25 protein-coding genes are annotated in these 24,897 nt (G+C 38.7%); 13 read left to right on the forward strand and 12 right to left on the reverse strand.

Going from position 1 to position 24,897, the window contains the following annotated elements; genetic code table 11:
• Positions 1–60 precede the first annotated feature (60 nt).
• Positions 61–1,776, forward strand: a complete 1,716-nt coding sequence (locus tag ACH63V_RS03500) for a proline--tRNA ligase (RefSeq protein WP_396462761.1) — start codon at positions 61–63, stop codon at positions 1,774–1,776.
• A 55-nt stretch (positions 1,777–1,831) separates the two neighbouring features.
• Here the strand turns inward: ACH63V_RS03500 and ACH63V_RS03505 are convergent, their stop codons facing one another.
• The 4 genes from ACH63V_RS03505 to ACH63V_RS03520 all read right to left on the reverse strand — a co-directional run bounded on the left by ACH63V_RS03505 (position 1,832) and on the right by ACH63V_RS03520 (position 3,773).
• Positions 1,832–2,173, reverse strand: coding sequence for a YegP family protein (locus ACH63V_RS03505; RefSeq protein WP_019457547.1), 342 nt, complete (start codon positions 2,171–2,173; stop codon positions 1,832–1,834).
• Positions 2,174–2,384: 211 nt separating this feature from the next.
• Complete coding sequence (locus ACH63V_RS03510; RefSeq protein ID WP_019457546.1) at positions 2,385–2,729, reverse strand: zinc ribbon domain-containing protein YjdM; 345 nt, start codon at positions 2,727–2,729, stop codon at positions 2,385–2,387.
• 90 nt (positions 2,730–2,819) lie between these two features.
• Complete coding sequence (locus tag ACH63V_RS03515) at positions 2,820–3,176, reverse strand: DUF488 domain-containing protein (RefSeq protein ID WP_396462762.1); 357 nt, start codon at positions 3,174–3,176, stop codon at positions 2,820–2,822.
• A 144-nt stretch (positions 3,177–3,320) separates the two neighbouring features.
• Positions 3,321–3,773, reverse strand: coding sequence for an SRPBCC family protein (locus tag ACH63V_RS03520; protein ID WP_396462807.1), 453 nt, complete (start codon positions 3,771–3,773; stop codon positions 3,321–3,323).
• Between the two features lie 212 nt (positions 3,774–3,985).
• On the opposite strand from ACH63V_RS03520, the gene ACH63V_RS03525 reads away from it, so the two are divergent.
• From ACH63V_RS03525 to ACH63V_RS03535, 3 genes are all read left to right on the forward strand, one after another.
• On the forward strand, positions 3,986–4,708 hold the full coding sequence (locus ACH63V_RS03525) for a folate-binding protein YgfZ (RefSeq protein ID WP_304393743.1): 723 nt from the start codon (positions 3,986–3,988) through the stop codon (positions 4,706–4,708).
• Between the two features lie 145 nt (positions 4,709–4,853).
• Positions 4,854–5,564, forward strand: a complete 711-nt coding sequence (locus ACH63V_RS03530; RefSeq protein ID WP_031981656.1) for a DsbC family protein — start codon at positions 4,854–4,856, stop codon at positions 5,562–5,564.
• Between the two features lie 182 nt (positions 5,565–5,746).
• Positions 5,747–6,571: a tetratricopeptide repeat protein gene (locus ACH63V_RS03535; protein WP_304393745.1), complete on the forward strand. Its 825-nt coding sequence runs from the start codon at positions 5,747–5,749 to the stop codon at positions 6,569–6,571.
• A gap of 34 nt (positions 6,572–6,605) precedes the next feature.
• Here ACH63V_RS03535 and ACH63V_RS03540 read toward each other — a convergent pair whose 3' ends face one another.
• The 4 genes from ACH63V_RS03540 to ACH63V_RS03555 form a co-directional block, all read right to left on the reverse strand.
• The gene (locus ACH63V_RS03540) at positions 6,606–7,535 is read right to left on the reverse strand and encodes an AEC family transporter (protein ID WP_396462763.1); all 930 of its coding nucleotides are present in this window, start codon (positions 7,533–7,535) and stop codon (positions 6,606–6,608) included.
• Positions 7,536–7,599: 64 nt separating this feature from the next.
• Positions 7,600–8,709 carry an NADH:flavin oxidoreductase/NADH oxidase gene (locus ACH63V_RS03545; RefSeq protein ID WP_396462764.1) on the reverse strand — a complete coding sequence of 370 codons (1,110 nt, stop codon included), beginning with the start codon at positions 8,707–8,709 and terminating at the stop codon, positions 7,600–7,602.
• A 9-nt stretch (positions 8,710–8,718) separates the two neighbouring features.
• The gene (locus tag ACH63V_RS03550) at positions 8,719–10,851 is read right to left on the reverse strand and encodes a TonB-dependent receptor family protein (protein WP_396462765.1); all 2,133 of its coding nucleotides are present in this window, start codon (positions 10,849–10,851) and stop codon (positions 8,719–8,721) included.
• A gap of 133 nt (positions 10,852–10,984) precedes the next feature.
• Complete coding sequence (locus tag ACH63V_RS03555; RefSeq protein WP_396462766.1) at positions 10,985–11,551, reverse strand: DNA-3-methyladenine glycosylase; 567 nt, start codon at positions 11,549–11,551, stop codon at positions 10,985–10,987.
• 75 nt (positions 11,552–11,626) lie between these two features.
• Between ACH63V_RS03555 and mutM the strand changes: the two genes are divergently transcribed.
• The gene (gene mutM, locus ACH63V_RS03560; RefSeq protein ID WP_004705747.1) at positions 11,627–12,451 is read left to right on the forward strand and encodes a bifunctional DNA-formamidopyrimidine glycosylase/DNA-(apurinic or apyrimidinic site) lyase; all 825 of its coding nucleotides are present in this window, start codon (positions 11,627–11,629) and stop codon (positions 12,449–12,451) included.
• A 19-nt stretch (positions 12,452–12,470) separates the two neighbouring features.
• Complete coding sequence (locus ACH63V_RS03565) at positions 12,471–12,761, forward strand: peptidylprolyl isomerase (RefSeq protein WP_002051379.1); 291 nt, start codon at positions 12,471–12,473, stop codon at positions 12,759–12,761.
• Between the two features lie 14 nt (positions 12,762–12,775).
• Here ACH63V_RS03565 and ACH63V_RS03570 read toward each other — a convergent pair whose 3' ends face one another.
• From ACH63V_RS03570 to typA, 3 genes are all read right to left on the reverse strand, one after another.
• Positions 12,776–13,126: a gamma-glutamylcyclotransferase family protein gene (locus ACH63V_RS03570; RefSeq protein ID WP_304393751.1), complete on the reverse strand. Its 351-nt coding sequence runs from the start codon at positions 13,124–13,126 to the stop codon at positions 12,776–12,778.
• Between the two features lie 140 nt (positions 13,127–13,266).
• Positions 13,267–13,698, reverse strand: coding sequence for a large conductance mechanosensitive channel protein MscL (mscL, locus tag ACH63V_RS03575; protein ID WP_032055316.1), 432 nt, complete (start codon positions 13,696–13,698; stop codon positions 13,267–13,269).
• Between the two features lie 255 nt (positions 13,699–13,953).
• Entirely contained in the window at positions 13,954–15,789 is a 1,836-nt protein-coding gene (gene typA, locus ACH63V_RS03580) for a translational GTPase TypA (protein WP_004705742.1), read from the reverse strand.
• Positions 15,790–15,967: 178 nt separating this feature from the next.
• Here typA and ACH63V_RS03585 point away from each other — a divergent pair, with 178 nt between their 5' ends.
• The 5 genes from ACH63V_RS03585 (at position 15,968) to ACH63V_RS03605 (ending at position 21,532) form a co-directional block, all read left to right on the forward strand.
• Entirely contained in the window at positions 15,968–17,326 is a 1,359-nt protein-coding gene (locus tag ACH63V_RS03585; protein WP_396462768.1) for a uracil-xanthine permease family protein, read from the forward strand.
• A gap of 65 nt (positions 17,327–17,391) precedes the next feature.
• The gene (locus ACH63V_RS03590; RefSeq protein ID WP_396462769.1) at positions 17,392–18,405 is read left to right on the forward strand and encodes a methyltransferase; all 1,014 of its coding nucleotides are present in this window, start codon (positions 17,392–17,394) and stop codon (positions 18,403–18,405) included.
• 21 nt (positions 18,406–18,426) lie between these two features.
• On the forward strand, positions 18,427–19,887 hold the full coding sequence (locus ACH63V_RS03595; protein WP_343569672.1) for an amino acid permease: 1,461 nt from the start codon (positions 18,427–18,429) through the stop codon (positions 19,885–19,887).
• A gap of 277 nt (positions 19,888–20,164) precedes the next feature.
• Complete coding sequence (locus ACH63V_RS03600; protein WP_396462770.1) at positions 20,165–21,370, forward strand: RtcB family protein; 1,206 nt, start codon at positions 20,165–20,167, stop codon at positions 21,368–21,370.
• Positions 21,371–21,388: 18 nt separating this feature from the next.
• A complete protein-coding gene (locus ACH63V_RS03605) occupies positions 21,389–21,532 on the forward strand; it encodes a hypothetical protein (RefSeq protein WP_171070748.1) in 144 nt (47 codons plus the stop codon).
• 128 nt (positions 21,533–21,660) lie between these two features.
• On the opposite strand, the gene omp38 is transcribed toward ACH63V_RS03605, so the two are convergent.
• Entirely contained in the window at positions 21,661–22,689 is a 1,029-nt protein-coding gene (gene omp38, locus ACH63V_RS03610) for an outer membrane protein Omp38 (protein WP_263614536.1), read from the reverse strand.
• 379 nt (positions 22,690–23,068) lie between these two features.
• Here omp38 and ACH63V_RS03615 point away from each other — a divergent pair, with 379 nt between their 5' ends.
• Entirely contained in the window at positions 23,069–23,584 is a 516-nt protein-coding gene (locus ACH63V_RS03615; protein ID WP_311086589.1) for a GspH/FimT family pseudopilin, read from the forward strand.
• A gap of 108 nt (positions 23,585–23,692) precedes the next feature.
• On the forward strand, positions 23,693–24,868 hold the full coding sequence (locus ACH63V_RS03620) for a thiolase family protein (protein WP_396462771.1): 1,176 nt from the start codon (positions 23,693–23,695) through the stop codon (positions 24,866–24,868).
• The last annotated feature ends 29 nt before the right edge of the window (positions 24,869–24,897 follow it).

Raw genomic sequence — 24,897 nt, forward strand, 5'->3', positions numbered from 1 at the left:
TGCAGCAACTATCGTATAATCTGCGTTTTTATAACGCTTAACTTTTTTAGGACTTTTTCCATGCGCGCAAGCCGCTTTTTATTTGCAACGTTGAGAGAAACCCCAAACGATGCTGAAGTGATTTCACATCAGCTCATGTTACGTGCGGGGATGATTCGTAAATTGGCATCTGGTTTATATACATGGCTGCCGATGGGAACACGTGTGCTTAAAAAAGTTGATGCGATTGTTCGTGAAGAAATGAATCGTTCAGGTGCTATGGAAGTGTTCATGCCCGTGACTCAACCCGCTAGCTTGTGGGAAGAATCAGGTCGTTATGAACAATACGGCCCTGAATTATTACGCTTCAAAGACCGTCACGACAACCCGTTTGTGCTTGGTCCTACACATGAAGAAGTAATCACGGATTTAGCACGTAACGAGCTAAAAAGTTATAAACAGCTTCCTGTAAATTTCTATCAAATTCAAACCAAATTCCGTGATGAAATTCGTCCACGTTTTGGTGTAATGCGTTCACGCGAGTTCATTATGAAAGATGCTTATTCTTTCCATGCAACTCAAGAATCATTACAAGAAACTTATGATGTGATGTACGACACTTATAGCCGTATTTTTACTCGCTTAGGTTTAGACTTCCGCCCAGTTCAAGCAGATACTGGCTCGATTGGTGGTTCAGCTTCACATGAGTTCCATGTATTGGCTTCAAGTGGTGAAGATGACATCGCATTTTCAACTGAATCTGATTATGCAGCAAACGTTGAAATGGCTGAGGCTGTTTTAGTAGGTGAACGCGCAGCGCCTGCACAAGAATTTAAGTTGGTTGAAACACCAAACCAAAAAACAATTGCTGATGTATGCCAGTTCTTAAATGCTGATCCGAAACAATCAGTAAAAGCGTTATTGGTTCAAGGTATTGCAGACGAAAAAGGTAATGTACCTGTCGTTGCCCTATTCTTACGTGGCGATCACGAACTCAATGAAATTAAAGCTGAGAAACATCCTTTAGTTGCGGCTCCTCTTACGTTTGCAACAGAAGAGCAACTTCAAGCATTTGGCTTAACTGCTGGCTTTACAGGTCCACAAGGTTTAGTTGAAAAAGGTATCACTGTAATTGTTGACCGTGCTGCTTCTGTTCTTTCTGACTTCGTTGCTGGTGCAAATGAAGCTGACAAACACGCTGTCGGCGTAAACTGGGAACGTGATGCCCAAATTACTGAAGTCTTTGATTTGCGTAATGTGGTTGAAGGCGACCCATCTCCAGATGGTAAAGGTACACTACAAATTAAACGCGGTATTGAAGTTGGTCATATTTTCCAGCTTGGTACTAAGTATTCTGAAGCTTTAGGCTGTAAAGTTTTGGGTGAAGATGGCAAACCATTTACTGTAACGATGGGTTGTTACGGTATTGGTGTAACCCGTGTAGTTGCAGCTGCAATTGAACAAAACTACGATGACAAAGGTATTATTTGGCCTCAAGCGATTGCACCTTTTGAAATCGCAATTGTTCCAATGAATGCGCACAAATCACCTCGTACGCTTGAAGCCGCTGAAGCACTTTATGCAGAACTTCAAGCTCAAGGTTTTGATGTATTACTTGATGACCGTAACGAACGTCCGGGCGTTAAATTCTCTGACCTTGAGTTAATGGGTATTCCACACCGTATCGTGATTGGTGAAAAAGGCCTTGATGCTGGTACGTTTGAATATAAAGGTCGCCGCGATGCTGAAGCGAGCAATTTAACTAAAGAAGAACTTTTAGCTAAATTAGCACGTTAATAAATACATAAATAAAAAAGCAGCTTTTAGAAGCTGCTTTTTTTACATTTAATTTTTACGCCTCAACCGTTAAGTCTTTAATGGTTGCCGAAGATCCATTGGTTTTTACCGACTCAATTCCTTTATCGCGTGATGCTTCACTGGCATAGAACTGACTCGTACCAATAATTTGATGATTTGCAGCTTTTAAATTGAAGTAAGGTTTCCCATTTTTTGCAGTTAAACGATCATATCGCCCATCGTCACCACTATTTTTTTGAACTGACTCAATACCATTGACTGCTGATGCTTTCGCTTTATATAGCTCACTATTTAAAATAATTTCGCCATTACCAGCCTTGAGTACAAAGCGATATTGTCCATCATTCGCTTGTGAAATCTCGTACCATCCTGCCATAAGAACCTCGTTTTTTTGTTGGTGTGGGTATGACTTTCGTTATTATTCTGGACGAAAGTTATTTGTTATTGATGACAATATAAATGAGCTGTGTAACTTTGGGTAGTCTACTTTTTATACATTATCGTAATAAAATTATAAGGATGTTGAAAGTTAAAAAAGGTAGAGGCTTGATGGGTACCTCTACCGAAATGTAATTAAAATTAACAAATTAAGCTTTTTTTACAAATTCAGATTTTAATTTCATCTGACCAATACCATCAATTTTGCAATCAATATTATGGCCATCACTTGCATCGGGAACTAAACGAATTGTTTTTACTTTTGTTCCCACTTTAACAACCGAAGATGAACCTTTAATTTTTAAGTCTTTAATCACAGTGACACTATCACCATCTGCCAAGACATTACCATTTGCATCTTTAATGACTTCTTGTTCATCAGCAATTGAAGCTTCCCCTTCCTTCCACTCATGTGAGCATTCAGGGCAAATTAATAAGTCGCCGTCTTGATAGGTATATTCTGATTGGCATTTTGGGCAATTTGGTAAAGACATAAAAAAATCTCAAAAAGTATATTATGCGAGATATGACTCATTTTTTAAAGTTTTAAATAAAAGACTTTTACCAAAAAAAAATTTATATATTCATTTCCTCTCTTTCTCTAATAAATAGTCTCTTAAAATAATCGCATGGTTATGCTCCACATCTTTTGCCGAATATAAAAGAGTAACTTTATGCTTGGACACAATGTCTTGTAACTCTTTAACTGCTGGGTTTGATTCTAGTTCTTTTAAATAGCGCTGTTTGAACTCACTCCAATGCTCTAAGGACTCTGCATGAAACCACTTACGCAGTTCAGTCGAGGGGGCTATTTCTTTTAACCATAAATCTAAATGGGCATTTTCTTTACTTATCCCTCGACTCCATAGCCGATCAACTAATATTCGTTTTCCATCATTGGTACTTACATGTTCATAAATTCTTTTAATGTGTATTTCCATCTCTTTTTCTCACTAGACAGCCTCATTGTTTGGGCCTCATCAACTTTAATATTTTGTTCTCTTTTAAGCGTAATTAAAAAAGAAAAAAGTGAGTAGTTCTCTACTCACTTTTTTCTTTAGGATGTTTAAAATTTTAAAAGGCGATTACTGATCTGGGATTTCGGCTTCTACTAACAGTGTTAATAACGACAAAGACTCCTGCCATCCTAAATAACACGCCTCTACAGGAATAACTTCCGGTATTCCTTCTTGGGTAATATGCACCTCTGTACCTACTAATACGGTTTTTAATATAATAGTCACCTGCATAGTGCCAGGTAAATTTGAATCATCAAATTGGTCGTTATAACGAATTAATTCATTTGGAATGAGTTCGACATAAGTTCCCCCAAATGAATGTGTTGATCCTGTCGAAAAGTTGGTAAAACTCATTTTGTATGAGCCACCTACATTTGAATCAAAACTATGAATTTTCGCAGTAAAACCGTGGGGTGCCATCCACTTCACTAAAGCATCTGGGTCGAGAAAAGCACGATAAACCCGTTCAGCGGGTGCTTTAAATACACGATGTAATTTTACTGTACCTGTTGCCATTATATTCTCCTTGTTTTAAGTCCATTTAGGTTATAAAAATTGTGCTTAATAGCTTAAACCGTAGAATTTCTTTTAACGTATATTTTTGGTGTTTTTCCATTTATACCATCAGTTTCTGACAAAACTAAATTACGAAAACTAAGGCTGATTTTTTGATAAAAATGGAGCAAAATAGTCAGCAATCATAAAGAAACATATTGAATTTGAGATTAATCATGAGTCTGCTCGCTTTCTCCTCATATGCATTAAACGGTGTAGATGCACAGAAGTTTTTACAAGGCCAAGTGACTGTCGATACTGAGCGTTTAGCTGAAAATGAAACACGCTATACAGCCATTTGTGATCTTAAAGGTCGTATTCACTTTGGCCTATGGCTAAAAAAGATTAACGCTGAAAGTTTTGAGATTGTTGTTACTCAAGATCAAGCTGAAGAGTTCGCTAAGCATATTAAAAAATATGGTGCATTTTCAAAAATGACCTTAAGTGAACAAGGCACTGTGTTTCCAAAAGTTGTAAATGGACACACTGAGTTTAGTTCTACAGAAACTGATGTTTCCGAATGGCAAAAACAAGCCATCATGACGGGGCAAGCATGGATTGCTCAAGCAACTGAACATGAGTTCCAACCACAAGAATTACGTTTACATCAACGTGAAGGCGTCAATTACGATAAAGGCTGTTATTTAGGTCAGGAAATTGTGGCGCGTCTTTGGTTTAAAGCAAAACCAAAACACTGGTTACATTTAATTCAAGGCACAGGTGAAGCACCGGCTCCAGCAACTCAATTAAATAATGATATTGAAGTGGTAAATAGTACACAAACCACTGACGGATATATTGCATTGGTTGTTGCGAAACCTGCTGCTCTAGCAGAACTTGGTCTTCAAGTTCTCGATTTGCCAGAAGCTTTAAGTGGTGATGTTGCTAGACCACAATAATTATATTTAGCAAATAAAAAGCCCGTGGATACCCCTACGGGCTTTTTTATAGATACAAAATTCTAATAAATTCATTTAATTAGGGCATCAATTTTTTAATTTTTCTATGCCATCATAATCGAGGTTGAAATCTAAGAGAAAAAATATGAAAACTAAACTTGCCACACTCATGTTAAGTTTGGCTTTTTTCGGTTCTGCTCATGCTGATGTAAAAACACTTGAACAAAATCTGAAGACAAATTATCCAGATTTACCTGTAAAGGGTGTTTATCAATCACCTGTGCAAGGTATTTATGAAGTGTATACAAGCGGTCGTATTGTTTATACCAATCAAGATGCTAAATACTTCTTTGTAGGCAATTTAGTTGATATCAAACAACAAAAAAATATGACAGAAGAACGAATTGCCGAATTGGGTAAAATTGATGTTAAAAGCCTACCACTAAATCAGGCGATTAAATATGTAAAAGGTAAAGGGGAACGTACTCTTTATATTTTCAGTGATCCTGATTGCCCTTACTGCCAACGTCTAGAACAAAACATGGTTGGGGTAGATAACGTAACGGTATATGTATTCTTATACCCACTGACCAGTTTGCACCCAAATGCTGAAAAAGTTTCAAACCAAATCTGGTGTTCAAAGAACCCGTCTGAAGCTTGGACCAATTATATGCTTAACCGCAAATTGCCGACTAATAGCAAAAGTTGCTCAAGCCCAATTCAAAAGAATATTGCTTTAGGTCAAAAATTAAATATCGATGGAACACCAACATTGTTCTTGCAAGATGGACAAAGAATCTCAGGTGTACCAAGTGATGCAAAACAAATTGAAGCATTACTTAAGTCAGTAAAATAAGTCTATATGCCACTCTCTTAGCCAGAGTGGCATATCATTTTTCTCCACAGTTTGCTTTATAGACATCGTTTTATATACAAATCGGCTGTTTACTTTCATCCACCACTATTTATGATGAGAAGTTGAGTTGATTCAATACATCGACGGAATGATGTAGCTACGAAGTAAAAGGTTAAAAAGAAATGAAAAAATTACTCATCGCCAGCCTAATCGCCATTTCAAGTTCGTCCATTTTTGCGGCAGACAGTACAGCATCTGCGGCAAAAAATGATGTCTTTAAACAGGCAGAACAACTGTATGCAGCAAAAAATTATCCCGCTGCCTTTCAAGAAATCCAGCGCCTTGCACAGACAGGAAATGCTCAAGCGATCTATAACTTAGGCTATATGACGCAAATGGGACAAGGTACGGCAAAAGATAACGCTAAAGCTCTGAAATATTATGAGGATGCCTCGAATAAGGGCTATGCTCAGGCCAGTTATAGACTTGCGCAAATTTATGAAACTGGTGAATTAGGCGTTGCAAAAGACAGTAATAAATTTAGCCAATATGTACAAAAAGCATCAGCTCAAGGCTCTGATGATGCAACGGTAAAAATTGCGACCATTTTATTTGCACAGAAAAAGCCTCAATCTCATCAAATTGCTTTACAAAAGCTAGCGCCTTTGATTAGAAAAGGAAACTACCCTGCTATTCAGGTCAAAGCACTTTATGATATTAGCCAAGGGGTTGAAAATAAAAACCCGCTAATGAAACGCCAAGGCATTGAAGCATTACAAGCGATCGCCCAAAAAGGTTATGCGCCAGCATCTATGGCTTTAGCGACCATGATGGCAAATGGAAATATCATTCCTCAAAACTTGCCTCAAGCAAAACAGATTTTTACTGAGCTTGCTAACCAAAATGTTCCTAACGCTAGAGAATCTTTAGCTTCAGTCGAAAAGATTATTGCTGAGAAGAATAAACAAGCTGCAGCTGCCCCTACACAGCCAGCATCTAAAAAATAGTAAAGAAACAATAGCCCCGCATGGGGCTTTTCTTTTACCACCACAAAGCGATAAGCCCACTTACTCCAATAAAACCAATAATGGTGCTTATCATCAAAGGTGTTAATGCCCTTTCATTTAAACCGTATGCTTGCCCAAAAATACCAAAAGCAATTGGCATCGGCAGTGCCGCAATTAATGTTCCAGCATATAACATCTCTTGACTGACGTTTGGTAATAAAAGGAACAACCCAAAAATCACAACTGGCATGAGAATGACATTAAACCCAGCCAACAATAAACTTTGTAAATTCACGGCAGTAATACCAATACCAATACCAACCAAGCTGCCGCCAATAGCAAATAGTGCTAATGGCGAGGCTGTCTTTCCTAACAGTTCTAAGGCTTGAGCAAGTTTTGAAGGTAGATGAATACCGAGTAAAATACAGCTCATTCCAACCAGAATTGCAATAATTACAGGGTTTTTAAGTAAGTTAATAAAAGTCTTTTTAAGAAGTGGTAAAAGTTGCTGTTGTTGATGCAAACCGGCTTCAGCCAAAATGAGCATTAAAGCCACAATTAATAAGTTTTCAATAATTAAGGTTAAAGAAATATAGATTGCAGCGTGGCTACCCATGAGCATAGTCAAAATAGCCGTACCCATAAAGCCTGTATTCGACATAGAAGCCCCCATAGAAATGACGGCGCTATGGGTTAGGCTATTCTTAAAAAACTTTCGATAAATGATAAAAGCCAGAGTAAACAAGATTAAAGAGCCACCACCATAAGCAATAAAATAAGCTGGATGCCAAATCTCTTGTAAGTTTTTATTGGCTAAAGACTGAATTAAAAATGCAGGAAGAGCAATTTTAATAACGAATGCACTCAGGGCTTTTATCTGCTCAGGTGTTACCAATTTAATAAGGACACTACAGTACCCTATCAACAACAAAAGTAAGATTGGTAAAATTACCTGAAAAACCACAGAATGTTCCCTCACTCATCTCAAAATAAAAAAACGGGCAAATCTTAATTTGCCCGCTGATAAACTAAAAAGAATCAAAAAGCTGTTTTAAGCCATGTGGCTGACAACGCAAGTACTGAGGGGCAATTTTAACTTTTGCTCCTAGTGTAGCGGCTGCATGCCACGGCCAACGCGGGTCATATAACATAGCACGAGCAAGGCCAATTGCATCCGCTTGCTGATTTTCTAAAATTTGTTCAGCATGTTCTGGCTCGGTAATCAGTCCTACTGCAATCACAGGAATAGACACATGCTTCTTAACCTGTTCTGCAAATGGAACTTGGTAGCCCGCTCCAATGGTAATATTTTGATGTTCATGTAAACCACCGCTAGACACATGAATATAGGCCGCGCCTAGCTGCTCTAAAGCTTTTGATAAACCAACCGTAGATTCAATATCCCACTGTTCGTTACCATCCATCCAGTCAGTTGCAGATAGACGTACTCCTACTGGATAGCCTTCAGGAACCGCGAGTTTAATTGCTTGAAGTACTTCAAGTGTCATACGCATACGGTTTTCTAAAGAACCGCCATATTCATCCGTTCTTTGGTTGGCAATTGGCGATAAAAATTGATGCAACAAGTAACCATGTGCTGCATGTACTTCAATTAGCTCAAAGCCAGCTTCAACTGCACGTTTTGCCGCAGCAGCAAAGTCTTGTTGAACTTGTTTAATTTCATCTATTGTTAATGCATGTGACGCTGCATCGTGAACTGAAAAGGTACTTGTACTTGGAGCAACTGTTTGCCAGCCATGTGGCTGATTTTCTGCAATTTGTCCCTTACCCAACCAAGGCTTTTCAGTCGATGCTTTACGTCCAGCATGCGCTAACTGAATTCCAAATGGCATAGGAGAAAGTGTTTTAACTTTCCCTAATAAAGTTTTGATCTGGTCACGTTGCTGATCATTCCAAAGTCCAAGATCCGCATAACTAATTCGACCTTCCGCTTGTACAGCAGTAGCTTCCACAATACATAGACCAGCCCCAGACAAAGCATAATTTGCCCATTGCTGCTCATGCCAATAAGTAATTTCGCCTTCATCCGTTGCCGAATATTGGCACATTGGGGCAATTACAATTCTATTGACCAGTTGTAGCGAATCAAAATTAACCGTTTCAAATAATTTTGCCATTTTAAATTCCTAGAATTGTTTAATTACACGTAAACCTGCGCTCCAGTTACGCCCATCAGCGGGTTCAAAGTAACGGTCATTACCGTCATTCACAATCACTGAACCTACATAATTTTTATCAAACAAGTTATCTACACGAGCAAAGCTTTTGACTTTCCAGTCGCCAAGATCCCATGCATAACCAATATTTGCTGAAGTTACACTGTAGCTCGGCGCTGCGTCACTGTTGGTATCATTCACGTATACTTTGTCCATATACTGTACATCTACACCACCATATATGCCGTGGCTCGGTTGCCAAGCTAAAGAGACAAAAGCCTGATTTTTAGCAATACCCGGAATCGCATTTCCTGATGGAATTTGAGCAATATTTCCCAAAGCTGAAATATCAGCATCAAAAGTTGCATCTAAATAGGCATAGCTTGCAGTTGCTGTTAAATCTCTCCACAACTTTTTGTTCCATGCGAACTCTACTCCTTCACGCAAAGTTTTATCTGCGTTACGGAAGGTTGAACGTCCGTTTGAGCTTCCTGCTGAAACAATGTCATTTTTGGTTTTAGTTTGAAAAACTGCCAGAGTAAAATCACCTAATTGGTTTTGTGATTTTAAGCCAGCCTCATAGGTATCACTGGTCGATGGTTTTAAGTCAAAATTAAAACCTGGCTTTGTCGTATCAGTTTGATATGCCAATTCAGTAAAGGTTGGTGTTTCAAACCCTTTGGCATAACTTACATATGCCATGAGCTCAGGTAAAATTTGCCAGCTTAAAGCAGCAGAAGGTAAAACTTTATCGTAATCGGTCTTCCCGCTATCGTCGCCATTACTTAAATAGTTATCTTTAGATTTGTAATGCACATTGCTGTAGCGAATACCTGTGTCTAAACGCCATGTTGGTAAGAACTGCCATGAAGCTTGTAAATATGGATCAATATTCCACAAAGTATTATCTTCATCACGACGTAATTTACCTTTAACACCATAAGAAGGTTGGCCGTTTACCAAGTTAAAATTTTCATACCCTTTACGGTCTTCATCCATCGCATCAAGTGCAACACCGAGGCTTACAGTGGTATTTGGAAGTAGTTCTTTACCTGTCCAACGGAAATCAGCACCATAATAATTACGTTCGAAATCAATCACGCCACCGGCATGATTAATACTGGCATCTTGTGTCGATTTAGGTATAGATTGATACTGAGTGACTTGTCGATTACCTAAATATGCCATGGCATAGAGTTCATTTTTATCATTAATTGGCTTAGACCATGTCACCCCTGTTTGGGTTTGCTCAATGTCTTTACGGACATTAAATTGCTTTAAAAAAGGCACTTGTTGCTTTGGGTTCGCATTCCACTGGTCATGCGTTAAGCCTTGCGGATCGTCTGCATTAATTTTGACATAGTTAGTCACCCAGTTGATTTTACTACCATCATCAAGATTCCAACTGAGCTTTGCATTATTTAATACTTTTTCTGCACCACTATGTTCTCGGTAACCGTCGGTATCGAAGTACGATGAACTAATAATATAACTTGGTTCATTCGCACCCTTTGCTCCACCTTGTAGCACAATTCCTGCTCGGCTTTTATCGTGACTCCCACCCGAATAGCTCAGCTCAATTGAGTCTTTCCCTTGTCCTTCTTTAGTAGAAGTTAAAATTGTCCCGCCCGATGAGTTTCCATAAAGTGAAGAAAAAGGTCCTGTTAGAACTTCGACATGGTCGAGACTACTTAAATCAATATTAGACGTTTGGCCTTGTCCATCTGGCATAGTAGCGGGAATACCATCCACATAAAGGCGAATGCCTCGGACACCAAAAGTAGAACGTGCACCAAAACCACGCATGGATAACTGTAAATCTTGCGCATAATTTTCACGATTACGAATCTGTAAGCTCGGTATACCTTTGACAACTTCAGTTAAATTGACTTGTGAAGAGCTATCAGCTTGAGGTGCATCTACTCGAAAAACTGAAGCAGGTGTTTGTAAGTAAGTGGTATCGGTACGCGTTGCTTCCACATGTAAAGTAGGCAATTTGGCAACGTCTGAATTTAGGTCTTCTGCCCATACAATTGGACTAGAAATACAGCCCATACTCATCAAAATACAGTAATGAAGTCGGTCTAAGCGTAATAAGGACATGCTTATTTCCTTTATTTATATTGTAGTTATCATAACAAAAAGTGGTGTCTTGTCTGGATATTGAATTCGGCCCACATAGTTGTAAATCTGGAACACTCGTTTTACGATTTAAAAATTGATTTCTAAATTTGGATTATCGACTTAACGAAGGATGATCTTTCCAGCAATACCGTTCAGGCCAGTCTTTTGCCTCTTCAGCATAGTCAATTCCAATACGTGGTGTTAAAACAACTTCTGGTTGTGTAGTGGCTGCTTCAATCCATAGTCCAGATTCTTCACCTAAAGTCTGACCTTTTAAACTACGGTCAATGCCCAAATAACGTGTCAGTTTGCCCGGTCCAGCTAAAAGCTTATATTCTTTTTTTGTTGAAGCATTACTTAAAAATACAGACCGAATCATTACTCCTTCAGGCACACCTTCTGTTTGAGTAATAATATTAAGCATTTCATACATGCCATAAATTAGATAGACGTAAATCGTACCACCATGGCCATACATTACCTCAGTTCGAGCTGTTCGTTTATCATTGTAACTATGGCAAGCTTTATCTCGAACGCCCAAATAAGCTTCTGTTTCACTAATTGTGCAACGGATGACTTGACCATCAGGCTGCCTCTTACACAATACGCAGCCGATCAAATCATAAGCCACTTGTGAAGTTTCTCGTTGAAACCAGCTTAATGGTAAAATATCTGACATAGTATTCTCTGAAATATTACATACCACACGTTATACTTGATTAATCCAGTATATCTGTTAATTCTGCGAGTTGGCATGCCTGAGTTACCCGAAGTCGAAACCACCAAAACCAGTTTATTTCCCTTATTGAATCAAAAAGTTCAAAGTGTAGAAGTCCGCAACTCTAGCTTACGCTGGCCTATACCAGATGATATTCAAAAACTTGTTGGGCAACGTCTTATTGGGTTAAATCGACGTTCAAAATATATTTTGGCAGAGTTTGAACAAGATCAAATGCTCTGGCATTTAGGCATGTCAGGAAGTTTTCGTCTCACCGAACCAAATGATGAACTAAGAAAACATGACCACCTGATTATTCAATTTGAAGATCAGCAGTTACGTTACCATGACCCACGCCGTTTCGGTTGCATCCTTTGGCTTAATTCGGAAACTCAAGGCAAACTCATAGATACTTTGGGGCCAGAGCCTTTAAGCACTGACTTTCATGCAGAATATTTAGCTTCTAAGCTAAAGAATAAATCTGTCGGCATAAAAATTGCACTCATGGATAATCATGTAGTGGTTGGTGTAGGCAATATCTATGCAACTGAAAGCTTATTTAATGTAGGCATTCACCCAGCTCAGCCTGCTGGCGATTTGACTATGCAACAAATTGAAAAACTCGTTGTCGAGATTAAACGAATTTTGAAATCGGCAATTGATTTAGGTGGCTCAACTTTACGCGATTACAGTAATGCTATGGGTGAAAATGGTTATTTCCAGCAAACACTTCTTGCTTATGGTCGTGCTGGAGAAATGTGTGTTAACTGTGAAACCCCATTAGAAAATTTAAAACTCGGTCAGCGTGCCAGTGTATTTTGCCCACAGTGCCAACCACTTAAAAAGCTGAGAAAGCCTTAATTTTTTGGAGGAAGACAACATGCAAACAGCAATTGTCCGACATATTTTAGTCAAAGATAAAGACTTAGCTGAACAGCTAAAAAAGAAGCTACAAAGTGGTGCAGACTTTGCCAAACTTGCCAAGCAATATTCCACCTGCAATTCAGCTAAACGTGGCGGTGAACTTGGCGAAGTTAAAAAAGGTCAATTAGTACCTGTTATCGACAAAGTTGTCTTTACAGCTGCTGAACGCGTGTTGCAAGGTCCTATTAAAAGCCAGTTTGGCTATCATCTTTTAGAAGTTAAATTCCGAATGGGCAGCTTACGCTGATTCCATTAATTTAATTATGGTTTTTCAGAAGATTGAGCCTGTGCATCCATTTGATATGTCCAGGCTTTAATATATTCACCCGACTCTAGTTTCACATCAGCGATGACACGCTGGTATTGAAAACCTTCAAAATCATCTAGCATCTGCCAGTTTTCAGCAAGTTTTTCTGTACTAAACACATAACCTTCTATCCAATCGGCTTGCGAATCTAACTCAAGTGCTTTTAAACCCTTGTCTGGCCCCCAATCTAAAATATGAATCACGCCTCGTACGCTGGCTTTTGTCCAGTGACCATCGATTTGTTCTAAAATATGAGCATTAGCTTGATTCGGACATAAAGTGCCATATACAAATAGCTGATTCATTAATTCTCACCCCTTTAACAATATGCCCAGTTAAAACGAATTGTAAGTTTATCAATATATAGGGCCATACTTAAAATTAAAAAAAATAATTGATCAATAAAAAACGGCACTCTAGGTACCGTTTTTTATTTGAAATCTACTTAAGCTTGCTTTTTCAACTCATCACGAATTTCACGCAACAATTGCACATCTTCAGGAGTTGCAGCTGGAGCTTCTGGCTCATTCTTATCACGGCGAAGTCTGTTTAATAATTTCACCATTAAGAACACAACCCAAGCCAAAATAAGGAAGTTAATTAAAATGGTTAGGAAGTTACCGTAGGTCAATACGTTGATACCTGCTTTTTGTAAGGCATCCAAAGATTGTAAATTATTAGGGTTTGCACCTAATACGATAAATTTTTGAGAGAAATCAACACCACCACCAGTAATTACAGTGATAAGCGGCATGATGATATCTTTTACTAAAGAGTCTACGATTTTGCCAAAAGCACCACCAATAATTACACCAATGGCTAAATCCATCATATTGCCTTTAATGGCAAATTCTTTAAATTCTTGAATAATACTCATCTAAACATCTCCAGATGTTGGGGGGAGGAACACATCATATTTTTCTTTTTCAATGGCCTCTTATCCATTTAGATAGTACTCGCCATGATATTGATAATTTAATATTTTTTTCAAAAAAAGAAAGCTATTTCACACTTTGATAACATATTTGTTTACAAGAAAAATATGAATTTAAGCTTATTTTCAGCTTTGTTTGCTTTCAATAAAAAACCGCTAAAATTAATTTAGCGGTTTTTCTTTTTCATTTAAGAAAAATTATTTATCACGGTTACGTTTACGTTCGTTTTCAGTCAGGTAACGCTTACGGATACGGATTGATTTTGGAGTAACTTCTACTAACTCGTCATCTTCAATGAATTCAAGCGCTTGTTCAAGCGTATATTCAATTGCAGGTACTAAAGTTAAAGCATCATCTGTACCAGATGCACGAACGTTAGTTAATTGTTTCGCTTTAGTTGGGTTTACAACCATATCATCTGAACGAGAGTTAATACCCACGATCATACCTTCGTAAACTTCTAACTGTGGTTTAGCAAACAAACGACCACGGTCTTGTAAGCTGAACAATGCATAGCCCAAGCAAGTACCTTGAACCATAGAAATCAACACACCGTTTTGACGTTTCGCAACAGTACCTTGTTTAACAGGGCCATAATGCGAGAAGCTTGAAGTCATGATCCCTGTACCAGAAGTCATGGTCAAGAATTCAGAACGGAAACCGATAAGACCACGTGAAGGAACAGTCGCTTCAATACGGATACGGCCTTTACCGTCAACTTCCATATTGGTCATCTCGCCTTTACGATGACCCATTTGTTCCATTACAGCACCTTGATGCTGTTCTTCAACGTCAAATGTTACGTTTTCGTAAGGTTCTTGTCTTTCCCCATCAATTTCTTTGATGATTACTTGTGGACGTGATACGCCCATTTCAAAACCTTCACGACGCATGTTTTCAATTAAAACTGAAAGGTGAAGTTCACCACGGCCAGATACTTTGAAACGGTCTGGACTGTCAGTATCTTCAACACGTAAAGCTACGTTATGAATTAATTCGCGATCAAGACGTTCACGGATGTTACGTGAAGTTACGAATTTACCTTCTTTACCAGCAAACGGAGAGTTGTTTACTTGGAAAGTCATAGATACTGTAGGTTCATCTACAGATAAAGCTGGTAATGCTTCAACATTTTTCGGATCACAAATCGTGTCAGAAATGTTAAGTGCATCAATACCAGTAATACATACGATGTCACCAGCAGATGCTGAATCTACATCAATACGCTCTAAACCATGGTAACCCATGATTTTTAAAATACGACCGTTACGTGTATTGCCATCTTTGTCAATTACAGTAACAGGAGTGTTTAATTTTACTGAACCACGTTGAATACGACCAACACCGATAACACCTACGAAGCTATTATAGTCAAGTGATGAAATCTGCATTTGGAATGGACCATCAACGTCAACTGCTGGTGGCTCAACGATGTCTACAATCGTTTCGAACAACGGAGTCATGTCTTCTGCAAGTTCTTCAGGAGCTGGACCCGCTACACCACGTAAACCTGATGCATAAACGATTGGGAAATCTAATTGCTCATCAGTTGCACCAAGGTTATCAAACAAATCAAATACTTGATCGATTACCCAGTCTGGACGCGCACTTGGTTTATCAACTTTGTTGATAATAACGATTGGTTTTAAACCACGAGCAAAGGCTTTTTGTGTCACAAAACGAGTTTGTGGCATTGGGCCTTCTTGAGAGTCAACAAGAAGCAATACGCAGTCAACCATCGACATAACACGTTCTACTTCACCACCGAAGTCGGCGTGTCCCGGGGTGTCCACGATGTTGATACGGTAAGTTGTATCAGTACGCTTATCCAACCAAGTAATAGAAGTGTTTTTCGCTAAGATGGTAATACCACGTTCACTTTCAAGCGCATTCGAGTCCATGACACGCTCAATCTCGCCTGCTCGGTCACCGAGAGCACCTGATTGCTGAAGTAGTTTATCGACAAGTGTGGTTTTCCCGTGGTCGACGTGCGCAATAATTGCGATATTACGGAGATTTTTGATATCTGACATGAAAATTAGAAACGCCTGAAATTTGAGGGCAAATTATACAGAAAAACACTACTCTTGAGTAGTGACAGTTTATTGACATTGACAAAAAAATTTCCCAATAGTCTGTATTTCGTTTTGTAAAGATAGGTATCTCGATTAGAATAGCGCCAATTTGCGAAATTGCGGCGTACTTACCCCCATGTCCAATCAACCATCACAAGACCATCTTGACCTCGTTTATGGACTAGATGACCGACCAAAACCCTTCGTGGCTTTTTTGGCAGCTTTTCAACATTTGCTTGCAATTATTGTCCCGATTGTTACACCTGGACTTCTCATTTGTTTAGCTTTAGGCGTTTCACGTACTGAAACTAACATGATTTTATCGATGTCTTTGGTCATTTCAGGAATTGCAACTTTCTTACAATGTAAAAAAGTTGGTCCTTTTGGTGCTGGTCTACTGATTGTCCAAGGTACTAGTTTTAACTTTATTGGTCCGATTATTGGTATTGGTAGTGCAATGGTTGCCGCAGGTACGCCAGTAAATCAGGTTATGGCTGCTATTTTTGGTGTGGTGATTGCAGGTTCATTTATTGAAATGGGTGTTTCACAAATCCTGCCATGGGTAAAAAGACTTATTACTCCCCTCGTGACTGGTATTGTTGTACTTCTGATTGGTTTAACACTTATTAAGGAAGGTCTTATTAGCATGGGTGGTGGTTATCAAGCCATGCATGATCATACTTTTGCAAGTGCAGACAACCTTATTATGTCATGTACCGTACTTGCCATTATTATTGTCTTAAACCGTATTCGTATAGTTTGGATTAAAAGCTCGGCTATATTAATTGCTTTAGTCATTGGCTACATTCTTGCTGGTTTCATGGGCTACCTAGATTTTTCTGGTCTAAAAGACGCACCTGTTATTCAAATTCCGACACCAATGCACTTTGGCTTAAGTTTCTCATGGGGCTTATTTATTCCAATGGCATTCATTTATCTGGTGACTTCATTAGAAGCAATTGGTGATGTCACAGCAACAAGTAAACTTTCAAACCAACCTGTCGATGGGCCTCAGTGGATGCAACGCATCAAAGGTGGCGTGTTAGTGAATGGAGCTAACTCTTTACTTGCAGGATTATTTAACACATTCCCTAGTTCTGTTTTTGCTCAAAATAATGGTGTTATTCAACTCACTGGTGTGGCAAGTCGTTACGTGGGGATCTGGATTGCAGCTTTACTCATTATATTAGGTCTATTCCCTGCTGTAGCTGGTGTAATACAAGCTGTACCACAAGCAGTATTAGGCGGAGCAGTTATGGTGATGTTTGGTGCGGTTGCTGCCTCAGGCATTAACATTCTTTCATCTGTTCACTTAGACCGTCGTGCCCTTTTAATTATCGCGATTTCACTTGCACTAGGTTTAGGTGTTGCTCAAGTTCCTCAAATTTTGGAACACTTACCAGAATTATTTAAAAATATTTTTAGTTCTGGTGTAGCAACAGGCGGTATTGCAGCATTAATTTTAAATGTTGTACTTCCTGAAACACATAAATAACCCATTTTTAATTTTTTGATTACTGCCCAGTTTCCACTGGGCATTCTTCTTCATGAGAGATGTACATGGATCCTAGAAGTGAAGTGGTATTAAGACAGCAAGACTATTTAAAAGGTAGAATCTTGTTAATTAATGCTCCCAATGATGCTTTGGTAAGTCAATTACCTGCTGAGATTGATGCATCAGTCTGGACATGGAATTATTCAGATTACCAAGGTTTTATTAATACAGGCACGACAGCACATTTCTCGGTTGAATTTCCATCACAAGAATTTGATCAGGCTATAATTTTTGTTCCAAAATCAAAAGAGCTTTTAAACTATATATTACATGTGGTGATGAGCCATCTAAAAACTGGCCAATCAGTTTTTTTAGTAGGTGAAAAGAAAGGTGGTGTTGAAAGAGCTGCCAAACAACTACAAAGCTTTGGCAAAATACTTAAACTTGATAGCGCTCGACATTGTCAATTATGGCATTTAAAAATTGAGAAAACTGAAAAGATCAAACCTCTTGAAAGTTGGTTAAAAACCTATACAGTTCAAGCAAATGAACAAGAGCTTACCATTTGTGCCCTCCCTGGCGTTTTCAGTCAAAATCATCTAGATGTCGGAACTGCTGTTTTACTCCCTTATCTAAATCAAGTGAAATCAGGTAGAATTGCCGACTTCGGGTGTGGCGCAGGAATTATCAGTTGCTATTTGGCAAAAGTAAATTCAAGTAATATTATCCATGCCCTAGATATTGATGCCTTCGCTTTACGGTCAACGGAAATGACTTTTAGTCGAAATGGAATAGGTTCAGACCAGTTGAGATTGCAGCCCGTTACAGGAATTGCAGACGCCCCAACAGAACTTGATGCCATTGTCAGTAACCCTCCCTTTCATCAAGGTATTCATACCAATTACGATGCAAGTGAAGGACTCTGCCAGAACGCTAAAAAACATTTAAAGGCATCAGGTGAGCTATGGATTGTAGCAAACCGTTTTTTAAACTATCCGATCTTAATTGAGAAGCACTTTGGTCAGTGTGAGATTAAAACTGATCTACAAGGCTTTAAGGTGTTATATGCCTGTGCATAACAAACTATGTAAGGAATCTCCATGAGCGAAACACATGCTCCTGAAAAACTCCAGCGAAAGCTTGGGGCTCGTCATCTGAATATGATCGCCATTGGTGGTTCCATTGGTACAGGTCTCTTCCTTGCTTCTGGGTCGACCATTGCAAATGCAGGTCCAGGTGGGGCGTTACTCGCCTACTCTCTCATTGGTATTATGATTTACTTCTTAATGACCAGCTTGGGCGAACTTGCAACTCATACACCGACATCTGGCGCATTCTTCACCTACGGCAGTCGCTATGTGGAAGATGGCTTTGGTTTCGCACTAGGTTGGAACTACTGGTACAACTGGGCAATTACGGTTGCGTTTGAGCTCGTTGCAGTACAGTTTATTATGAAGTTCTGGTTTCCAGATATCCCTGGATTTTACTGGAGTGCGCTCTTCCTCGTCATTATTTTTATGATTAATGCGATGAGTGTAAAAGGATTTGGCGAAAGCGAATTCTGGTTCTCAATGGTTAAGGTTATCGCTATTGTTGCCTTCATTATCATTGGTATAGCCATGATTATTAAGGTAATGTTGACACCAGGAGTGGCGACATTCGGTAACTGGACCTACAAAGATGCACCGTTTGTAGGTGGTTTACAGGCCATGATTGGGGTTGCCATGATTGCAGGATTCTCATTTCAAGGAACTGAAATGGTGGGTGTTGCTGCGGGTGAATCAAAAGATCCCAAGAAAACAATTCCACTGGCAATTAAACAGATTTTCTGGCGAATTTTATTATTCTATGTGTTGTGTATTTTCATTATCGGCACACTCATTGCCTACGATGATCCAAACCTATTGCAAGCCGCGACAACAGAAAATGTTGCACTTTCTCCTTTTACCTTGCTTTATGAAAAGGTAGGCTTTGCTTTCGCTGCGAGCTTAATGAATGCAGTTATTTTGACTGCTATTTTGTCGGCAGGTAACTCGGGCATGTATTCTTCTACCCGTATGTTATTTGATATGGCTCAGCAAGGTCGTGCACCGAAATGGTTTGCCAAACTCGACACTCGTGGTGTTCCAATGAATGCCTTATATGCGACTACATTTATTGCTGCTTTCTGCTTCTTAACGACTTTTATCGGTGAAAAACAAGTCTTTAACTGGCTACTGAATATGTCAGGGATGTGTGGCTTTATTGTCTGGCTAGGCATTGCAATTTCACATTATCGTTTCCGTAAAGGCTATATTGCTCAAGGCTATAAATTAGAAGATTTAGCTTACCGCGCTAAGTTTTTCCCATTTGCACCTTGGTTTGCTTTTATTCTCTGTTCTATCATTATTCTTGGACAAAACTATCAAGCTGTTTTGGGCGGAAAAATTGACTGGATGGGCTTACTTTCCACCTATATCAGCATACCGTTATTCTTAGTAATTTGGCTCGGATATAAATGGAAAAATAAAACTAAATTAATCCCTTACGACCAAATGGATGTAAAACCAGAGCAAGATTAATAGTAAGTTTAAAGAGTCAATTAAAACTATCTAAACGTCAAAAACTTGATCTTTAGTTAAAAACAGGTAAAATGCCGTTCAGATTTTCAACGGCACTTTTTAAAAAAGGAGGACATCATGCCAACACTACAAGGTAAAACACAGTAACGATTTGGCACGATGTCAGCTCACGGACAAGTGTACAAATTTAATTCACTTGTCCGAATGCTCGAATTTAAGACCTAGCATTCGCTAGGTTTTTTTATGCCTATTCGGACAGAAAAATAAGAGAAAAATTATGGGCATACAAAAAATATTAAACGAAGAGGCACTCTATGGTGTCCCTGTTAAAATTTTCACTCAAGATATAGATAGTGAAAGTATCGAACAGCTCAAGAAAATGGCACAGCTGCAATTTATATACTCACATATTGCTGTTATGCCAGATGTTCATGTAGGAAAAGGTGCGACTGTAGGAAGTGTTATCCCGACTAAAAATGCAATTATTCCAGCTGCAGTCGGTGTAGATATTGGCTGTGGAATGAATGCAATTCGTTTAAGTCTAAAAGCTTCACAACTTCCTGATAATTTAAGTCGATTACGTGATGCAATTGAACGTAAAGTACCTGTCGGTTTTGCTTTGCATAAACAGGTCAAAGCTAAAGCATCGAGTATTATTCCACTCGAAAAGCGGTTGCAACCGATTGTAAAAAAACATCCTGGTTTAATTCGAATGCTTCGGCAGTTTGATGCGACTTGGCAAAAACAATTAGGCACACTAGGAGGTGGTAATCACTTCATAGAGTTATGTATTGATGAAAATCAAGATGTATGGGTAATGCTACATTCAGGTAGCCGAGGACTGGGGAACGTCATTGGTACTTATTTTATTGAGCTCGCCAAGAAAGAAGCACAACATCGCTTTGGACATGTACCCGATAAAGACTTAAGTTATTTTGCTGAAGGTTCAAACAGTTTTAATGATTATGTAGAAGCTGTGGAATGGGCACAAGAATATGCTTTTGAAAATCGCAAAGAAATGATGCGATTAGTCTTAGAAGCAATTCGACCTCTTCTACCCTCTTTTCAAATGACAAAAGAAGCAATTAATTGTCATCATAATTATGTAAGTCGAGAAACTCATTTTGGTGAAAATCTTTTAGTTACCAGAAAAGGAGCGATTAGAGCAGGTTTAGATGAGTTAGGAATTATTCCAGGTTCTATGGGAGCACGTTCTTATATTGTTAGAGGAAAAGCTAATCCTGAATCTTTTTGCTCTTGTTCTCACGGCGCTGGACGTAAAATGAGCCGAAGCAAAGCTAAGATTCTGTTTAACCAACAAGACTTAATTGAGCAAACGCAAGGTATTGAATGTCGCAAAGACAGTGGCGTTGTCGATGAAATTCCAAGTGCTTATAAAGACATAGATGAGGTTATGGCAAATCAGTCAGATCTTATTGAAGTCGTCCATACACTTAAACAAGTTTTATGTATTAAAGGTTAAAACATGAAAATTAAAGAAATGCCAAAAATTAAGGTTCGTAATCACGTAGCCCTGTCACCTTTACTTCAAAAAGGTGGCATGCATGAGACAGAAAAACCTCGTGCACAACATCGTAGAGAACGACAAGACACCAAACAACTGTTAAGAAAAGGTGTTTGGTAAAAACTTATCTATAAATAATTAACTAAATAAAGATTATCGAGGAGATATAGAAATGAAAAAATATTTTAAAAATCGTAATAAAAAAAGCGACTCTAACGAGTCGCTTTTTTACTGTTCAGAAACTCAAATTATTGAGCTTGTTGACCAGGTTGAACTACTACAGTACGGCTACCAGTGATTGTCGCGAATACACGACGGTTCATAGCACGACCTTCTTTAGTTTTGTTGTCAGCAATCGGTTGATCCCAAGCGAAACCTTGAGTAGACAAACGAGAAGCGTCAACGTTGTATTCGTTTACAAGAGCTGATTTAACAGAGTTAGCACGAGCTAAAGATAAACGTTCGTTCAACTTACGTGGACCAGTGTTATCTGTGTGACCTTCGATACGTGCAGTAGCGTTAGGGTATTCAGTTAACTTCTCAGCAACTTTAGCGATTTCTGGTTTGTATTGGTCTTTGATGTTTGACTTGTTAGTATCAAAGAACACACGAAGTTCCATGTTAAGGTCTTCAGTTAACTCTTGTGGTTGTGGAGCAACTGGAGTTGGTTCAACTGGAGCAACTTCTACTACAGGAGCAGCAGGCTTCAAGTGACCACCAAGAACTACGTTTAAACCAGCAAGAGCTGTATAACGCCAGTATTTTTCGTCAAAGTCATAAGTACCACGAGCTTCTGTACGAAGAGATAAAGCATCGTTTAAGCGATAGAACGCACCGATACCAGCGTTACCGATAGTATCTTTTTTGTCTGCGTAAATGCCATCAAATTCAGTTTTAGTTTGACCAGCACCTAATAATACGTACGGCTTAAATTTGCTGTCGTAGTTCTTAGTGATCAAATCTGAAGTTGCATAGAAGTTACCAGCAACAGTTTTTTGTTTATATTCAGCACCAGCTACGCCAGTACCATCAAGATCACCCTTAACTTGGTTATATTCAGCTTCAAAACCTAACCAAGGAGTTAATTCAACACCTAGTGCAGCACCAACGAATAAATCATCTTGTAATTCAGCATGACTTGTTAATTTATCGTTGTTATGCTCGCTGTCTTGCCAAGTGTAACCAACTAATAATGGAGTAACAGTTACGCCAGCATTAGCAGCAGCTAATGGAGCAGCAACCAGCATAGTAGCAAGTGCAATACGACTCAATTTCATGGATATCCTCCAGAGATAACAATTGTTGTTCAAGCTCAGCCTAAATTTATTGGCCCCTGAGATATTTTTACCCCAGTATTATTTTTAAGCTATTCACATTTGAATCATACAAACACTTGATAAACTTTCCAAGTGCTTGATAATTTTAATCAAGTAAATTATTGACAAAATTACTTACAATTTCCGTTGTAATTCGGTAATTTTTTACTCAACTAGCAAATATGAACAACTTCTTTGTTTCGCTTGCGGTGATTTTACCAGTATTCTAGCCAACTGATAACCCTTATTTAATTTTGTGTTTCCTTATTATAAAAAATAATATAAATCATTGTCAGAAAACATAAAATTGCTCTATTTATACATATATTAAGGTTTCTTAATGTTTAGATCTCCTGGTTTTACTATAGTTGAGCTCTCTATAACCCTCGTAATTCTTGTGATTATGTCAGTTATAGCCATTCCTTTATACCATCAATTTATGGCATCTGCAGAATTAAAAAATACGCCGCATGTACTCACAATTCACATACAAAAAGCCAAGTCTGACGCAATTATCAGGCATAAGAACATTGTTATTTGCCCAAGTTCCGATCAATTAGTTTGTCATACAAACTGGAATAACCGCTTAATCAGCTTTGTAGATAACAACCGCAACCTACAACATGATTTAAATGAAGAATTATTAACTTCTATAGATCTTAACCATACTTATGGCTCTATGAAATTACAACGTTTTGGTAAAAAACAAAATAGTATTGTTTTTCAAGGTAGCTCGGGACTACCAATCGAGTCTAATGGTAGTTTTATTTATTGTTCTTATGATCAGCTTAAAAATTTTAAATTAGTTCTTAGCAAAATGGGACATGTACGCTTAGAAGAACTTCAAAATTGTTAGAACTCTACAGTCTAATACAGAATCCAAGCCATCCCCCATTTTGCAATATACTGCTTAAGTTTTAATGTTTTCTTAATTTGAGATAAAGAACAATCGGAGATTACAACAATGACTGACATCGTAATTGTTAATGGTGCTCGTACTGCTATGGGTGGTTTTCAAGGATCACTATCTGGTCTCACTGCTCCAGAATTAGGTGCAGTAACAATTAAAGAAGCAATCGCACGAGCAGGTTTGCAGCCTACTGATGTCGAAGAAGTCATTATGGGCTGTGTACTGCCTGCTGGTCTAAAGCAAGGTCCAGCACGTCAAGCGATGCGTAAAGCTGGCTTACCAGATTCTACAGGTGCAGTAACGATTAACAAGCTTTGTGGTTCTGGCATGAAAGCTGTTATGCAAGCCGCTGATATGATTAAAGCAGGTAGTGCTGAAGTTGTTGTTGCTGGCGGTATGGAGTCTATGACAAATGCACCTTATGTTTTACCAAAAGCACGTGCCGGATACCGTATGGGTCATGGCGAAATTAAAGACCATATGTTCTTTGATGGGCTTGAAGATGCTGAAACCGGTCGTTTAATGGGTTCTTTTGCTCAAGATATGGCAAATACTCGTGGCTATACTCGTGAGCAAATGGATGACTTTGCAATCCGCTCTTTAAAACGTGCTCAAACTGCAATTACTGAAGGTTATTTCAAAGATGAAATCGTTCCAGTTACCGTGTCTACACGTAAAGGTGATGTCATTGTTGACCGAGATGAACAACCTTTAAACGCAAAAATTGATAAGATTCCTTCGCTTAAACCAGCCTTTGCAAAAGATGGAACAATCACAGCAGCAAATGCGAGTTCTATTTCTGACGGTGCTTCTGCACTGGTGTTAACATCAAGTGAAGTTGCAGCGCAGCGTGGCTTACAACCACTTGCTAAAATTGTCGCGACAGCTTCAAACTCTCAGCACCCTTCAGAATTTACCATCGCTCCTGTTGGCGCTATTGAAAAAGTACTTAAAAAAGCTGGATGGAATGCTCAGGACATTGACCTTTGGGAAATTAATGAAGCATTTGCTATGGTTACTATGTGCCCAATTGATGATTTCAAACTTGATGCAGAGAAAGTCAATATTCACGGTGGTGCATGTGCACTTGGCCATCCAGTAGGTTCTACAGGTTCACGTATTATTCTTACACTTATTCATGCACTGAAACGTACTGGCGGTAAAAAAGGTATTGCTGCACTTTGTATTGGTGGCGGTGAAGCAACAGCTGTTGCCATTGAACTTATTTAATTTAATTTAATTTCCCTATTTAAAAATCC

The organism is Acinetobacter sp. ABJ-A23_2 (assembly GCF_044538765.1).
Classification (GTDB): domain Bacteria; phylum Pseudomonadota; class Gammaproteobacteria; order Pseudomonadales; family Moraxellaceae; genus Acinetobacter; species Acinetobacter nosocomialis_A.

What these genes read in the sequence shown, in the direction of transcription:
- ACH63V_RS03515 (WP_396462762.1), bottom strand. Translation starts at nt 3,176, where the DNA reads ATGGAAATACACATTAAAAGAATTTATGAACATGTAAGTACCAATGAT.
- ACH63V_RS03550 (WP_396462765.1), bottom strand. Translation starts at nt 10,851, where the DNA reads ATGTCCTTATTACGCTTAGACCGACTTCATTACTGTATTTTGATGAGT.
- ACH63V_RS03595 (WP_343569672.1), top strand. Translation starts at nt 18,427, where the DNA reads ATGAGCGAAACACATGCTCCTGAAAAACTCCAGCGAAAGCTTGGGGCT.
- ACH63V_RS03535 (WP_304393745.1), top strand. Translation starts at nt 5,747, where the DNA reads ATGAAAAAATTACTCATCGCCAGCCTAATCGCCATTTCAAGTTCGTCC.
- ACH63V_RS03555 (WP_396462766.1), bottom strand. Translation starts at nt 11,551, where the DNA reads ATGTCAGATATTTTACCATTAAGCTGGTTTCAACGAGAAACTTCACAA.
- mutM (WP_004705747.1), top strand. Translation starts at nt 11,627, where the DNA reads ATGCCTGAGTTACCCGAAGTCGAAACCACCAAAACCAGTTTATTTCCC.
- mscL (WP_032055316.1), bottom strand. Translation starts at nt 13,698, where the DNA reads ATGAGTATTATTCAAGAATTTAAAGAATTTGCCATTAAAGGCAATATG.
- ACH63V_RS03600 (WP_396462770.1), top strand. Translation starts at nt 20,165, where the DNA reads ATGGGCATACAAAAAATATTAAACGAAGAGGCACTCTATGGTGTCCCT.
- typA (WP_004705742.1), bottom strand. Translation starts at nt 15,789, where the DNA reads ATGTCAGATATCAAAAATCTCCGTAATATCGCAATTATTGCGCACGTC.
- ACH63V_RS03615 (WP_311086589.1), top strand. Translation starts at nt 23,069, where the DNA reads ATGTTTAGATCTCCTGGTTTTACTATAGTTGAGCTCTCTATAACCCTC.
- ACH63V_RS03565 (WP_002051379.1), top strand. Translation starts at nt 12,471, where the DNA reads ATGCAAACAGCAATTGTCCGACATATTTTAGTCAAAGATAAAGACTTA.
- ACH63V_RS03510 (WP_019457546.1), bottom strand. Translation starts at nt 2,729, where the DNA reads ATGTCTTTACCAAATTGCCCAAAATGCCAATCAGAATATACCTATCAA.
- ACH63V_RS03585 (WP_396462768.1), top strand. Translation starts at nt 15,968, where the DNA reads ATGTCCAATCAACCATCACAAGACCATCTTGACCTCGTTTATGGACTA.
- ACH63V_RS03605 (WP_171070748.1), top strand. Translation starts at nt 21,389, where the DNA reads ATGCCAAAAATTAAGGTTCGTAATCACGTAGCCCTGTCACCTTTACTT.
- omp38 (WP_263614536.1), bottom strand. Translation starts at nt 22,689, where the DNA reads ATGAAATTGAGTCGTATTGCACTTGCTACTATGCTGGTTGCTGCTCCA.
- ACH63V_RS03525 (WP_304393743.1), top strand. Translation starts at nt 3,986, where the DNA reads ATGAGTCTGCTCGCTTTCTCCTCATATGCATTAAACGGTGTAGATGCA.
- ACH63V_RS03530 (WP_031981656.1), top strand. Translation starts at nt 4,854, where the DNA reads ATGAAAACTAAACTTGCCACACTCATGTTAAGTTTGGCTTTTTTCGGT.
- ACH63V_RS03620 (WP_396462771.1), top strand. Translation starts at nt 23,693, where the DNA reads ATGACTGACATCGTAATTGTTAATGGTGCTCGTACTGCTATGGGTGGT.
- ACH63V_RS03500 (WP_396462761.1), top strand. Translation starts at nt 61, where the DNA reads ATGCGCGCAAGCCGCTTTTTATTTGCAACGTTGAGAGAAACCCCAAAC.
- ACH63V_RS03545 (WP_396462764.1), bottom strand. Translation starts at nt 8,709, where the DNA reads ATGGCAAAATTATTTGAAACGGTTAATTTTGATTCGCTACAACTGGTC.
- ACH63V_RS03505 (WP_019457547.1), bottom strand. Translation starts at nt 2,173, where the DNA reads ATGGCAGGATGGTACGAGATTTCACAAGCGAATGATGGACAATATCGC.
- ACH63V_RS03590 (WP_396462769.1), top strand. Translation starts at nt 17,392, where the DNA reads ATGGATCCTAGAAGTGAAGTGGTATTAAGACAGCAAGACTATTTAAAA.
- ACH63V_RS03570 (WP_304393751.1), bottom strand. Translation starts at nt 13,126, where the DNA reads ATGAATCAGCTATTTGTATATGGCACTTTATGTCCGAATCAAGCTAAT.